Here is a 14,059-nt window from a genome sequence, read left to right as displayed (position 1 = left end):
GTCCAGGGCGACGACCCGGGTCTCCCCCTCCCCGTAGACCTTGTTGAGGCCGGTGGCGCGGGCGGCCGCCAGGCCGGTACGGACGGCGGTTGCGGGGAAGGTCACGAAGACTCCTGGGAATGAATCGGATATTCCTACCGATCCATCCTCCCAAGCCGTTCGAGCCCGACGCGTATGCCGAGCGGAGGGTCGGCCCCCGCCGACCCGGCGGGGCGGCGGGGGCGATCTCCTCCTCAGGTATGACCTGTTGCCCCGAGACCCAAGGGCTCCGGTGGTCCCGGCGGCGTCACTCCGCGACGTCACCCCACCGCGTCACGCCACGACGTCACTCCACCGCGACGCCGAAGGCCGTCGCCAGCCCGGTCAGACCGTTCGTCACCGCCCGCGCCGAGGGACCGAACTGCCAGCCGCCGGCCGCCCGTCGGAAGCTCCCCAGCAGCATCGCCGAGTCCGGTATGCCGCCGTTGGCACCCGGCCACTTCGCCGGGCCGTCCGCGCCCGGCCCGTACTCGGCGGCGACGGCCAGCCCGTACACGTAGCCCAGCGGCAGAGCCGGGGGCTCCTCCTCCTCGGTGGACACCGCCAGCACCACCTCGTCCACGGCGGCCGGCAGCCGGTGCAGGTCCAGGCTCAGCCGCGCCGCCCGGGCCGGCTCGCCCGGCACCGAGTGGGTCGGGTACAGCCGGACGGCGCCGTCCGGATCCTGCGGGTTGTTGAAGAACACGAAGTGCTCGTCGCTCAACACCCGGCCGCGGGCGCACAGGAACGCGCTGACGTCCAGCTCCACCGGGTCCCCGCCGGCGGTCCGGCTCTGCCAACTGACCGTCACGCTGCTGGGCGGGGTCGCGGGCCCGGCACCCTCGGCCGTCCGGTGCGAAGCGCCACCCGACTCGCCGTTCGCGCCGCTGTCGCCGTTCCGGCCGCCGCCACCGCTTCCGCCACCGCCATCGCTGCCGCTGGCTCCGCTGGTTCCGCCGCCTCCGCCGCCGAGCCGACCGCGCAGTCCCTGCTCGGCCAGCAGCTCCACCAGCTCCGGCCCGCTCACCAGGGTCAGCGGCTTGCCCTCGATGTAGTTGTACGAGCCCTTGCCGAAGCCCGCCGTGGTGACCAGGATGCCCTTGATCGCGCCGTGGTGGCGGACGGTGGACTCCAGGTCGCGCACGGCCGTCGGCGGGACGGTCTTCTTGTAGCGCTTGGCCTGGATCACGATCTTGCCGCCGGTCACCGGGTCCAGGTCCTCGGCGACCACGTCCACCCCGACGTCGCCGCTGCGGGCCGTGGTCATCACCCGGAAGCCGCGCAGCCGGAACAACTCGGCGATCAGGTCCTCGAACTCCAGCGGGTCCATCTCGAAGAGGTCCGGCTCGTCCCCGCCGAAGTGCCCGGCCAGGCCCCCGCCGACCGACTCCGGCAGCCGGTACGGCTTCACCTCGTCCAGCCGCTCGGGTCGTGCCGACAGCTTGCCGCCCAGCCCCTGGAAGCACTCCACCGGCGCCACCCGGTCCAGCGCCAGCCCGGAGAACTCGGCCCGGGTCGTGGTCAGGGTCGACAGGAAGCGCTCCGCCTCCCGGCCGGTCGCCGGGTCGATGCCCAGCACGAAGCCGTTCAGCACCACGGAGTCCAGCATCCCGTCCCGGTCCGCCCGGAACAGCTCCACCGCCACCCGCAGCGCCGACTGCGCCAGCACCTCCCGGTACAGCGCCTTGCGCTCGGTCGCCGGCCGGGCCACCTCGGCCTCGCGGTCGTCCGCCTTCACGTACCGCACCCGCCCGGCCGCCGGAACCACGTCCGGGCCGGGCAGCTCCCAGTTCACCACCAGCTGACGGCTCGACGCCTCCCAGGCCGCGACCACCCGGTGCGGGAAGCCCTCCGGCCAGGCCGCCGAGGCGTACAGCCCCGCCGTGAAGTACTCCTGCACCGCCTCCGGCTCACCCGCCCGCAGCCGCCGCAGCAACTCCTCGGTGCCGGCCCCGCGTTCCTCCTCCTGGCGGCGGAAGCCCTCCGCCCACACCAGGTACTCCTGGTGGTAGGCGGCCAGCCGGCGCTGCCGGTCCGCCTCCCGCGCCTGCGCGGCGTACCAGTCCTGCTCGAACCGGGCACGGGCCTGGGCCAGGTACTGCTCGTACTGCCGGCGCACCCCGCCGTTGCGGGCCTGCGCCCCGTCCGGCGGCGGCACGAAGTAGGCGGCGGACGTCTGGTCCGGCATCGGCACCGGCTCGCCCAGCGGCCCCGGATCGAACGGTGGCACCGGACGCGGCGCCAGCAACGCCTGCGGCCCGAACCCCGGCGCGGCCAGCCCGGCCGCCAGCAACCCGCGCAACTCCTCCACCCGGGCGTCCAGTTCGGCCGTCCGCGCGGCCGCCTCCGCCTCCCGCGACTGCTGGTACGCGCGCTGCGCCTCCCGCTCGTTCCGGGCCGCCGCCCGCTGCGCCTCCCGCTGGGCCCGCTCGTGCCGGCGCAACTCCGCCGCCTCGGCGCGCCAACGGGCCTCCTCCCGGCGCTGCTGCTGCCGCTGCGCCTCCGCCCAGACCGCCAGCACCCCAGTGTTCCGACGCCCCGCCACCAGCCACCCCTTCGCGCTCACACCGACCCGGCCACCCCGCGCCACCTCCCGGTGACACCGCCGACCGCGCCCGCCACAATAGAACGTGAACGCCCCGCCCGGCCAAGCCCCCGCGACCTGCACCGCTACCGCCCCACGGCCACGGCCCGGTGACGGCCCGTCGGCCCGGCGACGGTCGCCGGGCGGACGGGGCGGGTTCGCCCGCGGGCGGCTCCGCCCGCGCCTCGGGCGGCACGCGTCCCAACGGCGCCGGCGGCGGCGCCGGGTTCACGGCCGACGGCCTCGGAAGGTGCGGCGCAGGTCGTCGATCCAGGCGTCGGGGTTCTCCCAGGGGATGAAGTGGCCGCCGTGGTCATGGGCGTTGACGTTGACGTGGTTGAACCAGGCGGCCTGCGGGCCGCTGACGAACGCCCGGACGCGCTCCTCGGCGGTGTGGACGCCGGGCGGGTTCTCGTAGCCGACGAAGGTGAGCCCGACCGGGGCCTGCACGACCGGGGTGCGGTCGTGGGAGGGGCGCCAGGGGTGGCGGTTGGCGTTGGCGTAGTACCGGATCGAGGTGCCGATGGAGTTGTTGGCCCAGTAGATGGTGGCGTGGGTGAGCAGGTCGTCCTTGGTGAAGACGCTCTCCAGGCGGCCACCGTTGTCGCTCCAGGCGTTCCAGCGCTCCAGCAGCCAGGCGAGCAGTCCGGCGGGTGAGTCGCTCAGCCCGTGGGCCAGGGTGGCGCCGTCGAGGGTGTGGACGGCGAGGTGGGAGGCCGAGCGGCGGTCCAGTTCGACGACGCGGGCGCGGACCTCGGCGGGCTGGTCGTCGGTGAGGGGCCGGTTTCGGGCGAAGTCCCAGGCGCGGGGGCCGTTGAAGAAGTCGAGCGGGAGCCCGGAGCCGATGTGGATGCCGTACAGCCGGTCGGCGTACTTGTGGCCGAGCTGGCTGGAGACGATCCCGCCGATGTCGCAGCCGCCGGCGGCGTACTTCCGGTGGCCCAGGGTCTCGGTCATCAGGGTGTGCCAGAGGTCGGCGACCTTCCAGAAGTTGACGTCCGGGAAGCCGGTGAGCGGGCCGGGGAAGCCGAAGCCGGGCAGGGACGGGACGATCACCTCGAAGGCGTCGGCCGGGTCGCCGCCGTGGGCGCCGGGGTCGGCGAGCGGGTCGATCACCTTGGACCAGTGCCAGAAGGTCCAGGGCCAGCCGTGGGTGAGGATCAGCGGGACGGGCCGCGGGCCGACGCCGGGCCGGCGCAGGAAGTGCACAGGGGTGCCGTCGACCGTCGCGACGTAGTTCTCGTGGGCGTTGATCGCGGCCTCGGCGCGGCGCCAGTCGTAGCCGTCGCGCCAGTACGCCAGGAGTTCGGCGAGGTAGCCGCGCGGGACGCCGTAGGACCAGTCGTCGGGATCGCCGAGCGGGGCCCGGGTGCGGGCGAGGCGTTCGCGCAGGTCGTCGAGGACGGCGTCGGCCAGGTGGATCGGGGTGGGGGAGAGCGGGAAGGGTGCGCTGGTCATCCGGGGCTCCTTGCCGGGCTCGTCTCAGCGGGACGGTCGGGGTGGCGGCGGGCCGTCGGGGTGCGCGGCGCCGAGCGCGGCCATCTCCAGCAGCGCGGGCAGTGCGGCGGCGACGCTCTGTCGCCGGTGCTCGTCCAGGTGCCCGGTCAGGGCGGTCAGCCGGGCGACCCGGTCGCCGCGGCGGCGGTCGACGACGGCCCGTCCGGCGGGGGTGAGGTGCACCAGGACGGCGCGGCGGTCGGTGGGGTCGGGTCCGCGGCGGACCAGGCCGTCGCGCTCCAGCCGGGTGACCAGCTGGGTGATGGCGGGCTGGGTGACCTGCTCGCTCGCGGTGAGTTCGGAGAGCCGCAGCGGGCCGCGCCCGGCGAGGGTGTGCAGCACCCCGAGGGTGGTGAAGCTCAGCTTCTCCACCGAGGCGAGGCGGATGAACATCCCGGTGAACTGCTCCAGGGCGTCGGCGAGGGCGGCCACGTCGAGGCCGTCGGATGACTCCACTGCTGCCATGGGGGCGAATGTATCAGCAACTTATCTAAGTTGCTTATGTACTTCGCCCGGCCGGACGGCATTGTCAGTGCCACCGGGTAGCCTCACCTGGATCGAGGACCCGAGGAAGATCCAGGACGACCCCGAGCAGGACCCCAGGGAGGGATGTCCGTGACGATCCCCGTACCCCAGCACCCGGACCGGCCGGCCGGCTGGGTCTCCACCGGCCTGAGCTGGCACGACGGCCGGGCCCTGCTCGGCGCTGTGCGCGGCACACAGGTGCACGAGCGCGCCGTCGCGCCGGGGACGGAGGTCGGCTGGCTGCTGGCCGGCCCGCGCCGCTGCGTCGGGGCCTGGCTGGCCGGGGCGACGGAGCGCACGCCCTGCCCGCACCGCGCCGTGATCGAGCCGGCCGGCGCCGCGACGCAGTGCCCGGCCTGCCAGAGCGTGGACCGCGGCCTGGCGCTGGCCCGGGACCAGATCCTCGACGACGGCCGCACCTACCTGCTCTACCTCGCCTGGTTCGGCGAGGGCCTGCTGAAGGTCGGCCTGACCGCCGAGCAGCGCGGCGACAGCCGGCTGCTCGAACAGGGCGCGCTGGCCTACGCGTTCACCGCGCGCGGCGGCCTGCCCGCGGTGCGCCGCGCCGAACTCACCGTGGCCGCCTCGGGGATGGCCCGCGAGCGGTACAAGTCCCGGCTCAAGACGGACCACTGGTGGGCGCACGGCGACGCGCCGTACCGCCGTACGGTGCTCACCGGGGCCCGGGCGCAGGCGCATCGGCTGCTGTACGGCCACGCCGTGGAGCTGCTCGCCGACCGCCCGGTGGTGGACCACGTGGAGCGCTACGGCCTGGCCGGCGGCGCCCCCGAGGCCTACCGGGAGATCGCCGGACTGGCCGACGGCGCGGTGATCGCGGGCACGCTGCGCCCACCGGTGGGCCGGCACCTGTTCCTGGACCAGCCGGACGGCTCGGGCCCGCTGCTGCTGGACACCCGGCGGCTGACCGGCTGGACGCTCACGCCGGTCACCGGCCGGGCCTCCGACGGCCTGCTCCTCCAGGAGCGGATCCGCCCGCCGGAGCCGGACACCCAGGAGGCGCTGTTCTGACGCCGGTGGCCCGGTCCACGGCCGGGCACAAGGCTCCGGCACGGCGGAGGAGTCGGTACGGCAGAGGACCTGGCACGGAACAGGGACCGGCACGGCAGAGGAGTCGGCCGGGACAGGAACCGGGCCTCAGCCCAGCTTGCCGCGCACCCCACCCGGACCGGAACGGGCCCGGCGGGACAGCGGGGGCCGGGACGGGCGGACGTCGCCGCGGCCGGTGGCGGCCGGTTCGGTGGCCTCGGCGGTGCGTCGAGCCAGCGCGGCCCGGGCGGCGGCCAGGGCGATCCGGGCGAGCAGGGGGTCCTCCCGGAGGCCCGCCCGGTGCTTGGACGTCTGGCAGGAGGTGCACCAGACCGGCGAGGCCGGCCCGTCCGGATAGACCATGCCCTCCGGCGGCAGGTAGTGCCCACCGCACTCGACGCACTCGAAGACCAACCTCATCCGACGATCACCGTCCCGGATCCGTGGCACCGACCGCACGGTGACCAGAAGGTGTGAACACTGGGCACCATGCTTCCTTCCTCGTCCAGTTCGACCGTTGCCTCGGTCTTCTGGGTCCCCCCGGACCCGCCGCAGCCGGAGCAGGACTGAACCTCGGGCATATGCCCTCCCTCCGTAGCGGAGCACCACCGTAGCGCGATTCTCCGTCAGGAAGCACCGCGCGCGGCGATCCACCACCCGTACGGGTAGCGCGAATCGGGCCCGCACGCCCCGGCGACGGCGAACGGGGAACAGGTGTCGGCCCCCCGCCTGAGCACCAGAGCGAGGGGCCGACCGTTCACGGGGCGGGGAGGGTCAGCCGCGGGCGGCCCGCAGGAACTCCCGGTTCATCGCCGCGATGCTGGGCAACGGGATGCCCTTGGGGCAGGCGGTGGCGCACTCGCCGGTGTTGGTGCAGCCGCCGAAGCCTTCGGCGTCCATCGCCGCGACCATGTTCCGCACCCGGGCGGAGCGTTCCGGCGCGCCCTGGGGCAGCACGTTGAGGTGCACCACCTTGGCGGAGGTGAACAGCATCGCCGAGCCGTTCGGGCAGGCGGCCACGCAGGCGCCGCAGCCGATGCACTCGGCGTGCTCGAAGGCGGTGTCGGCGGCCTCCTTGGGGACGGGCGTGGCGTGGGCCTCGGGGGCGCTGCCGGTGGGGGCGGTGATGTAGCCGCCGGAGCCGATGATCCGGTCGAAGGCGGAGCGGTCCACCACCAGGTCCTTGACCACCGGGAAGGCCGAGGCCCGCCACGGTTCGACGTCGATGGTGTCGCCGTCCCGGAAGTGCCGCATGTGCAGCTGGCAGGTGGTGGTGCGCTCGGGGCCGTGCGCCTGGCCGTTGATGACCATGCCGCAGGCGCCGCAGATGCCCTCGCGGCAGTCGTGGTCGAAGGCGACCGGCTGGTCGCCGCGGGTGATCAGTTCCTCGTTGAGGGTGTCGAGCATCTCCAGGAAGGACATGTCCGGGCTGATGCCGCTGACCTGGTAGGTGGTCATCGAGCCGGGTGCGTCCGGGCCCGCCTGGCGCCAGATGCGCAGGGTGAGGTTCATGCGTAGCTCCGCTGGGTGGGGTGGACGTGCTCGAAGTCGAGGTGCTCGCGGTGGAGGACGGGCGCCTGGCCGGTGGCGGTGAACTCCCAGGCGGCGGCGTAGGAGAAGTCCTCGTCGCGCCGGGCGGCCTCGCCGTCGGGGGTCTGGCTCTCGGTGCGGAAGTGGCCGCCGCAGGACTCGGCGCGGTGCAGGGCGTCCAGGCACATCAGTTCGGCGAGTTCGAAGTAGTCGACCAGCCGGTTGGCCTTCTCCAGCGACTGGTTGAGCTCCTGACCGGTGCCGGGCACCTTGATCCGGCGCCAGAACTCCTCGCGCAGCTGCGGGATCCGCTCCAGCGCCCGCTTGAGCCCGGCCTCGTCGCGGGCCATCCCGCATTCCTCCCAGAGGAGTTCGCCGAGTTCGCGGTGGAAGGAGTCGGGGGTGCGGTCGCCGTCGACGGAGAGGATCAGGTTGAGCCGGTCCTCGACCTCGGCCTCGACCTCGGTGAGCACCGGGTGGTCGGCGGGCACGGCCGGCACCGGGTTGCGGGCCAGGTAGTCGTTGATCGTGGGCGGCAGGACGAAGTAGCCGTCGGCGAGGCCCTGCATCAGCGCGCTGGCGCCGAGCCGGTTGGCGCCGTGGTCGGAGAAGTTGGCCTCGCCGATCGCGAACAGCCCGGGGACGGTGGTCTGGAGGTCGTAGTCGACCCAGAGCCCGCCCATCGTGTAGTGGATCGCCGGGTAGATCCGCATCGGCACCCGGTACGGGTCCTCGGCGGTGATCCGCTCGTACATCTCGAAGAGGTTGCCGTACTTGGCCTCGACGGCGTCCCGGCCCATCCGGCGGATGGCGTCGGCGAAGTCCAGGTACACGCCCTGGCCGCCGGGGCCGACGCCGCGGCCCTCGTCGCAGACGTTCTTGGCGGCCCGGGAGGCGATGTCGCGGGGCACCAGGTTGCCGAAGGCGGGGTAGATCCGCTCCAGGTAGTAGTCCCGCTCCTGCTCCGGGATCTGCCCGGGCGGGCGGGTGTCGCCCGGGGCCTTGGGCACCCAGATCCGGCCGTCGTTGCGCAGCGACTCGCTCATCAGGGTGAGCTTGGACTGGTGGTCGCCGGAGCGCGGGATGCAGGTGGGGTGGATCTGGGTGAAGCACGGGTTGGCGAAGTGGGCGCCGCGCCGGTGGGCCCGCCAGATCGCGGTGGCGTTGGAGTTCTTGGCGTTGGTGGAGAGGTAGAAGACGTTGCCGTAGCCGCCGGTGGCGAGGACGACGGCGTCCGCGGTGTACGAGCGGATCTCGCCGGTGACCAGGTCGCGGGCGACGATGCCGCGGGCCCGGCCGTCGACCACCAGCAGGTCGAGCATCTCGGTGCGCGGGTGGAGCTCCACGTTCCCGGCCGCGATCTGCCGGGAGAGCGCCTGGTAGGCGCCGAGCAGCAGCTGCTGGCCGGTCTGGCCGCGGGCGTAGAAGGTGCGGGAGACCTGCACGCCGCCGAAGGAGCGGGTGTCCAGCAGGCCGCCGTACTCGCGGGCGAAGGGCACGCCCTGGGCCACGCACTGGTCGATGATCTCCACCGACACCTGGGCGAGCCGGTGCACGTTGGACTCGCGGGCGCGGAAGTCGCCGCCCTTGACGGTGTCGTAGAACAGCCGGCGGACGGAGTCGCCGTCGTTGCGGTAGTTCTTGGCCGCGTTGATGCCGCCCTGGGCGGCGATCGAGTGGGCGCGTCGCGGGGAGTCCTGGAAGCAGAACTGGACGACGTGGTAGCCCTGTTCGGCGAGGGTGGCGCCGGCCGCGCCGCCGGCCAGGCCGGTGCCGACCACGATCACGGTGTGCTTGCGCCGGTTGGCCGGGTTGACCAGCCTGGCGTCGAACCGCCGCTGGTCCCAGCGCTGTTCGATCGGTCCGGCCGGGGCCTTGGTGTCGACGATCGGCTCGCCGAGGGCGTAGTCCAGGTAGCTCCCGGATCCAGCGTTGCTCCCGGATCCAGCGTTGCTCCCGGATTCAGCGTTGCTCACTTCACCACTCCGAACATCACGGCCAGCGGGACGGACAGGAAGCCGGCCGTCAGCACCAGCGCCAGGCCGTCGGCCGTCAGCTTGAGCGCCTTGTCGCGGCGGGCGTTGTTGGCGCCGAGGGTCTGCGCGGCGCTCCAGAAGCCGTGCCGGATGTGCAGGCCGACTGCCAGCATGGCGACGATGTAGATCACGTCGCTGTACCAGCGGCCGAAGGTGCCGACGACGTTCTGGTAGACGTGGCCGTGCTCGGCGACCGGGTTCACGGTGAGCGTGGTGAGGTCGAGGATGTGCCAGACCAGGAACAGCGCCAGGATCACCCCGCCCCAGCGCATGGTGCGGGTTGCGTAGCTGGCCCGGCGGCGCTGGTGCACGTACTTGCTGGGGCGGGCGGCGAGGTCGCGCCGGCTGAGCTGGTACGCGGACACGCCGTGCAGGACGACGGAGGCCAGCAGGGCGACCCGGGCGATCCACAGGAACCACTCGTGGCCCAGGAAGGGTTGGCCGATGGTGCGCAGCCAGGCGGCGTAGCCGTTGATGTCGTCGGGGCCGAAGAAGACCTTGAGGTTCCCCAGCATGTGCGCGACCAGGTACAGCAGCATGACCAGTCCGGTGACGGCCATGACCGCCTTCTTGCCGACGGTCGACCGCCACAGGGTCGCCAAGGTGGACGGATGCCGGCCCGTCCGAGTCGCGGTTGTCATGGCAGCAACGGTAGGGACGGCCACCAGGGTGCGTCCAAGACATGCTGCGGCTGGTGACGATAGTCGGCGCCTATCGTCGCGGCGTAGCCTGGGTGCGTGCAGCTCCAGCAACTCCGCTACTTCCTGGCCGTCGCCGAGACCCGGCACTTCACCCGGGCCGCCGAGGCCGAGCACGTCGCCCAGCCCTCGCTCTCCCAGCAGATCCGAGCGCTGGAAAGGGAGTTGGGGGCCGAACTGTTCCACCGCACCCGCGGCAACATCGCCCTCACCGACGCCGGGGATGCCCTGCTGCCGCTGGCCCGGCGGATCATCGCGGACACCGAGAGCGCCCGGCTGGCCGTCCAGGAGACGGTGCAGCTGCGCCGCGGCCGGGTGCGGCTGGGGGCGCCGCCGAGCCTGTGCACCAGCCTGGTGCCGGACGTGCTGCGGGTCTTCCGGGACCGCTACCCGGGTGTCGCGCTGGGGGTACGGGAGGGCGGTTCGCGCGATCTGGTCCGCTGGCTGGCGGCGGGGGAGCTGGACCTCGCGCTGGTCATCACCCCGCCCAGCGGGGAGGCCGCGCCCGCCCTTGCCGTCACCGAACTGCTGCACGAGGAGCTGGTGTTGGTCTCGGCCGCCGGGCCCGCGCGGCGCCCGGTGCGGGTGGCGGAGCTGCGCGGGCGGCCGCTGGTGATGTTCCGGGAGGGGTACGACGTCCGGGAGGCGGCCCTGGCGGCCTGCAGGGCGGCCGGGTTCGAGCCGGAGTTCGCCGTCGAGGGTGGTGAGATGGACGCGGTGCTGGGCTTCGTCCGGGCCGGACTGGGCCCGGCGGTGGTGCCCGGGATGGTCGCGGCGCGCTCGGGGCTGTCCGTCACCCCGTTCGCGGGGCCGGGGCTGGGCCGGACCATCGCCGTCGCCCACGGCCACGAGGTGCCGCTGACCCGCGCCGCCGAGGCGCTGCGCGGCACCCTGCTGGCGCATCTGCGCGACGCCGCCCGGGCGGGTGAACTCCCGCCCGGGACCAGGCTGTTGCTGTGACACGGAAAGGGCCGCCCGAGGGCGGCCCTGATCCCTGGACGGGGTGCGTCAGGCCGGCAGCACGGCCTCGATCGCGGCGGTCAGCTCGGCCGACTCGGGCTCGACCCGGGGCCGGATCCGGGCGGCGACCGTGCCGTCCGGCGAGATCAGGAACTTCTCGAAGTTCCAGCTGACGTCCCCGGCCTCGCCCTCGGCGTCGGCGACCGCGGTCAGCTCCCGGTACAGCGGGTGCCGGTCGTCACCGTTGACGTCGATCTTCTCGAACAGCGGGAACGTCACGCCGTAGGTGGTCGAGCAGAAGCTCTGGATCTCCTCGGCGCTGCCCGGCTCCTGCCCGGCGAACTGGTTGCAGGGGAAGCCCAGCACGGTGAACCCGCGGGAGGCGTAGCGCTTCTGGAGGTTCTCCAGGCCGGTGTACTGCGGGGTCAGCCCGCACTTGGACGCGACGTTGACGATCAGCAGCGCCTTGCCCTTGTGGTCGGCCAGCGAGGCGGGCTCGCCGGTGAGGGTGCGCAGCGGGATGTCGTACAGGCTCATGGTGGTGGTCCTTTCGGCAGTTTGGCAGTGGGGTGTCGCCGGGCACACCGTAGCGGCCCCGGACGGTCCAACCGCGCCGGCCCCGCCGGTGTTCCGCCTGGCAGGGGCGTACGGAGCGGCTCGTACGCCCCCACCGGGCGGGCTTCTCAGAGGGCCAGCGGCTTGATCGCGGTCGGCGCGTGCTCGGGGAGGGTGGCCAGCTCCTCGAACTCGTTGACCTTGTCGATGTCGGCGGCGGCCATCGAGATGTTGGTGACCCGCTCCAGGATCGCCTCGACCACGACCGGGACGCGGAACTCGGCGGCCAGCTTCTTGGCCTCCTCGAAGGCCGGCAGCAGGCCCTCCGGCTCGGTGACCCGGATCGCCTTGCAGCCCAGGCCCTCGGCGACCTTGACGTGGTCCACGCCGTAGACGCCCAGCTCCGGAGCGTTGATGTTCTCGAACTCCAGCTTGACCTGGAAGTCGATGTCGAAGCCCCGCTGCGCCTGGCGGATCAGGCCCAGGTAGGAGTTGTTCACCAGCACGTGGACGTACGGGATCCGGTGCTGGGCGCCGACCGCCAGCTCCTCGACCATGAACTGGAAGTCGTAGTCGCCGGAGAGCGCGACGACCTGGCCCTCGGGGTCGGCGGTGGCGACGCCCAGCGCGGCCGGGATGGTCCAGCCCAGCGGGCCGGCCTGGCCGCAGTTGATCCAGTGCCGCGGCCGGTAGACGTGCAGCATCTGGGCGCCGGCGATCTGGGACAGGCCGATGGTGGTGACGTAGCGGGTCTCCGGGCCGAAGGCCCTGTTCATCTCCTCGTAGACGCGCTGCGGCTTGAGTGGCACGTTGTCGAAGTGGGTGCGGCGCTGGAGCCGCGCCTTGCGCTCCTGGGTGGAGGCGGCCCAGGCGCTGCGGTCCTTGAGGGTGCCGGCGGCCTTGAGCTCCTTGGCGACCTCGACGAACAGCTTCAGCGCGGCCTTGGCGTCGGAGGCGATGCCGAGGGCGGGGGCGAAGATCTTGCCGATCTGGGTGGGCTCGACGTCGACGTGGACGAAGGTGCGGCCCTCGGTGTAGACGTCCAGGCCGCCGGTGTGGCGGTTGGCCCAGCGGTTGCCGATGCCGAGGACGAAGTCGGAGGCGAGGAAGTTCTCGTTGCCGTACCGGTGCGAGGTCTGGAGGCCGACCATGCCGGCGTTGAGCTCGTGGTCGTCCGGGACGATGCCCCAGCCCATCAGGGTCGGGACCACCGGGACGCCGGTCAGCTCGGCGAACTCCAGCAGCAGTTCGGCCGCGTCGGCGTTGATGACGCCGCCGCCGGCCACGATCAGCGGGCGCTCGGACTCCTGGAGCAGCGCGATGGCCTTCTGGATCTGGATCCGGTTGGCGGTCGGCTTGTAGACCGGCAGCGGCTGGTAGGCCTCCGGGTCGAAGTCGATCTCGGTCAGCTGGACGTCGATCGGCAGGTCGATCAGCACCGGGCCGGGGCGGCCGGAGCGCATCAGGTGGAAGGCCTGCTGGAAGACGCCGGGGACCTGAGCTGCCTCCAGGACGGTGGTCGCGGCCTTGGTGACCGGCTTGGCGATCGAGGCGATGTCGATGGCCTGGAAGTCCTCCTTGTGGAGGCGGGCGACCGGGGCCTGGCCGGTGATGCACAGGATCGGGATGGAGTCGGCGATCGCCGAGTACAGGCCGGTGATCATGTCGGTGCCGGCCGGCCCCGAGGTGCCGATGCACACGCCGATGTTGCCGGCCTTGGCCCGGGTGTAGCCCTCGGCCATGTGGGAGGCGCCCTCGACGTGCCGGGCCAGGGTGTGCTTGATCCCGCCGGAGGCCTTGAGGGCGGCGTAGAAGGGGTTGATGGCGGCGCCCGGCACGCCGAAGGCGACGTCGACGCCTTCGAGCTTGAGGATCTCCACGGCCGCGCGGGCGGCTGTCATACGGGGCATCGGTTCTCTCCTGCGTCGGCCCGCAGTGGGTCGGAGGGCTCATCTCCTGATTTCCACCATACGGAAGAACGGTTTCTGTATGTGGAAGCACGGTAGGGTCGGGTCCGGCAGGGAGTCAAGGGGCGATTCAACAGAATGTGGAAGGTGGCGGGCGCTCGGCCGACCGGCCCGGTCTCGTGCGCCGGAACCGCGTTCGTGCTGGTGCACCGGGGGGCCGGGGCCTCCGCCCTGCCCTGCCCCGGCGCCGCCCCCGCCCGCCGGCCCCGGCGTCGCGCCCGCGTCCCCCCGGTCGTCGGACCGCCCGTGCCGACGGTCGTCCGGCTGCCCCTCTGGCTAGTGCTCTGACCGCAAAGGTTCGCCGGGTTGGTGATGCAGGTGCCCATGCCGGTTGGATGTCGACCAACATCCAACCGGCATGGGGAGGCATGGTGGCGGAGCCGGTCAAAGTCCGGAGGCTGACCGATCAGGAGGGCCAGTAGTTACAGCGGATCGTGCGCCGGGGCAGTACGAACACGGTGCGGTACCGGCGGGCGATGATGCTGCTGGCCTCGGCCGGCGGCAACCGAGTGCCGGTGATCGCCCAACTGGTGCAGGTGGACGAGGGCACGGTACGGGACGTGATCCACCGGTTCAACGAGATCGGGTTGGCCTGCCTGGACCCTTGGTGGGCGGGAGGCCGTCCCCGCCAACTCAGTTCTG

At 72.9% G+C, this 14,059-nt stretch carries 12 protein-coding genes and 1 pseudogene; 3 read left to right on the top strand and 10 right to left on the bottom strand.

What is annotated here, in order from left to right; genetic code table 11:
- The 4 genes and pseudogenes from ACZ7BZ_RS37755 to ACZ7BZ_RS37740 form a co-directional block, all read right to left on the bottom strand.
- A pseudogene (locus ACZ7BZ_RS37755) lies at window positions 1–105 on the bottom strand (ABC transporter ATP-binding protein); the annotation flags it as partial.
- A 220-nt stretch (window positions 106–325) separates the two neighbouring features.
- The gene (locus ACZ7BZ_RS37750) at window positions 326–2,563 is read right to left on the bottom strand and encodes a restriction endonuclease (protein ID WP_470362329.1); all 2,238 of its coding nucleotides are present in this window, start codon (window positions 2,561–2,563) and stop codon (window positions 326–328) included.
- A 267-nt stretch (window positions 2,564–2,830) separates the two neighbouring features.
- A complete protein-coding gene (locus tag ACZ7BZ_RS37745; RefSeq protein ID WP_470362328.1) occupies window positions 2,831–4,060 on the bottom strand; it encodes an epoxide hydrolase family protein in 1,230 nt (409 codons plus the stop codon).
- Window positions 4,061–4,084: 24 nt separating this feature from the next.
- Window positions 4,085–4,564, bottom strand: coding sequence for a MarR family winged helix-turn-helix transcriptional regulator (locus tag ACZ7BZ_RS37740; protein ID WP_380463077.1), 480 nt, complete (start codon window positions 4,562–4,564; stop codon window positions 4,085–4,087).
- A 150-nt stretch (window positions 4,565–4,714) separates the two neighbouring features.
- Here ACZ7BZ_RS37740 and ACZ7BZ_RS37735 point away from each other — a divergent pair, with 150 nt between their 5' ends.
- A complete protein-coding gene (locus ACZ7BZ_RS37735; RefSeq protein ID WP_470362327.1) occupies window positions 4,715–5,653 on the top strand; it encodes a DUF2797 domain-containing protein in 939 nt (312 codons plus the stop codon).
- 126 nt (window positions 5,654–5,779) lie between these two features.
- Here ACZ7BZ_RS37735 and ACZ7BZ_RS37730 read toward each other — a convergent pair whose 3' ends face one another.
- The 4 genes from ACZ7BZ_RS37730 to ACZ7BZ_RS37715 all read right to left on the bottom strand — a co-directional run bounded on the left by ACZ7BZ_RS37730 (window position 5,780) and on the right by ACZ7BZ_RS37715 (window position 9,878).
- Window positions 5,780–6,091 carry a hypothetical protein gene (locus ACZ7BZ_RS37730; protein ID WP_470362326.1) on the bottom strand — a complete coding sequence of 104 codons (312 nt, stop codon included), beginning with the start codon at window positions 6,089–6,091 and terminating at the stop codon, window positions 5,780–5,782.
- A 354-nt stretch (window positions 6,092–6,445) separates the two neighbouring features.
- Window positions 6,446–7,183 carry a succinate dehydrogenase/fumarate reductase iron-sulfur subunit gene (locus tag ACZ7BZ_RS37725; RefSeq protein ID WP_380463085.1) on the bottom strand — a complete coding sequence of 246 codons (738 nt, stop codon included), beginning with the start codon at window positions 7,181–7,183 and terminating at the stop codon, window positions 6,446–6,448.
- Window positions 7,180–9,177, bottom strand: a complete 1,998-nt coding sequence (locus ACZ7BZ_RS37720) for a fumarate reductase/succinate dehydrogenase flavoprotein subunit (RefSeq protein ID WP_470362325.1) — start codon at window positions 9,175–9,177, stop codon at window positions 7,180–7,182. Before ACZ7BZ_RS37720 ends, ACZ7BZ_RS37725 begins: the two co-directional genes overlap by 4 nt.
- Complete coding sequence (locus ACZ7BZ_RS37715; RefSeq protein ID WP_380463088.1) at window positions 9,174–9,878, bottom strand: succinate dehydrogenase cytochrome b subunit; 705 nt, start codon at window positions 9,876–9,878, stop codon at window positions 9,174–9,176. The genes ACZ7BZ_RS37720 and ACZ7BZ_RS37715 overlap by 4 nt, the downstream gene beginning before the upstream one ends.
- Before the next feature lie 96 nt (window positions 9,879–9,974).
- Here ACZ7BZ_RS37715 and ACZ7BZ_RS37710 point away from each other — a divergent pair, with 96 nt between their 5' ends.
- Window positions 9,975–10,895 carry a LysR family transcriptional regulator gene (locus ACZ7BZ_RS37710; protein WP_470362324.1) on the top strand — a complete coding sequence of 307 codons (921 nt, stop codon included), beginning with the start codon at window positions 9,975–9,977 and terminating at the stop codon, window positions 10,893–10,895.
- Window positions 10,896–10,943: 48 nt separating this feature from the next.
- Here ACZ7BZ_RS37710 and ACZ7BZ_RS37705 read toward each other — a convergent pair whose 3' ends face one another.
- Both ACZ7BZ_RS37705 and gcl read right to left on the bottom strand, forming a co-directional pair.
- Complete coding sequence (locus tag ACZ7BZ_RS37705; RefSeq protein ID WP_470362323.1) at window positions 10,944–11,432, bottom strand: glutathione peroxidase; 489 nt, start codon at window positions 11,430–11,432, stop codon at window positions 10,944–10,946.
- Window positions 11,433–11,578: 146 nt separating this feature from the next.
- The gene (gcl, locus tag ACZ7BZ_RS37700; RefSeq protein WP_470362322.1) at window positions 11,579–13,360 is read right to left on the bottom strand and encodes a glyoxylate carboligase; all 1,782 of its coding nucleotides are present in this window, start codon (window positions 13,358–13,360) and stop codon (window positions 11,579–11,581) included.
- A 488-nt stretch (window positions 13,361–13,848) separates the two neighbouring features.
- On the opposite strand from gcl, the gene ACZ7BZ_RS37695 reads away from it, so the two are divergent.
- A partial coding sequence (locus tag ACZ7BZ_RS37695; protein WP_470362330.1) for a helix-turn-helix domain-containing protein occupies window positions 13,849–14,059 on the top strand: 211 nt, incomplete at its 3' end.

This window comes from Kitasatospora sp. NPDC036934 (assembly GCF_055608425.1).
Note: the sequence above shows the minus strand (reverse complement) of the source record. Positions and strands in the feature narration are given on the sequence as shown.

Excerpts from the sequence above, each read along its gene's own strand:
- ACZ7BZ_RS37740 (WP_380463077.1), bottom strand. The coding sequence starts at position 4,564 with ATGGCAGCAGTGGAGTCATCCGACGGCCTCGACGTGGCCGCCCTCGCC.
- ACZ7BZ_RS37715 (WP_380463088.1), bottom strand. The coding sequence starts at position 9,878 with ATGACAACCGCGACTCGGACGGGCCGGCATCCGTCCACCTTGGCGACC.
- ACZ7BZ_RS37745 (WP_470362328.1), bottom strand. The coding sequence starts at position 4,060 with ATGACCAGCGCACCCTTCCCGCTCTCCCCCACCCCGATCCACCTGGCC.
- ACZ7BZ_RS37730 (WP_470362326.1), bottom strand. The coding sequence starts at position 6,091 with ATGAGGTTGGTCTTCGAGTGCGTCGAGTGCGGTGGGCACTACCTGCCG.
- ACZ7BZ_RS37725 (WP_380463085.1), bottom strand. The coding sequence starts at position 7,183 with ATGAACCTCACCCTGCGCATCTGGCGCCAGGCGGGCCCGGACGCACCC.
- ACZ7BZ_RS37705 (WP_470362323.1), bottom strand. The coding sequence starts at position 11,432 with ATGAGCCTGTACGACATCCCGCTGCGCACCCTCACCGGCGAGCCCGCC.
- gcl (WP_470362322.1), bottom strand. The coding sequence starts at position 13,360 with ATGCCCCGTATGACAGCCGCCCGCGCGGCCGTGGAGATCCTCAAGCTC.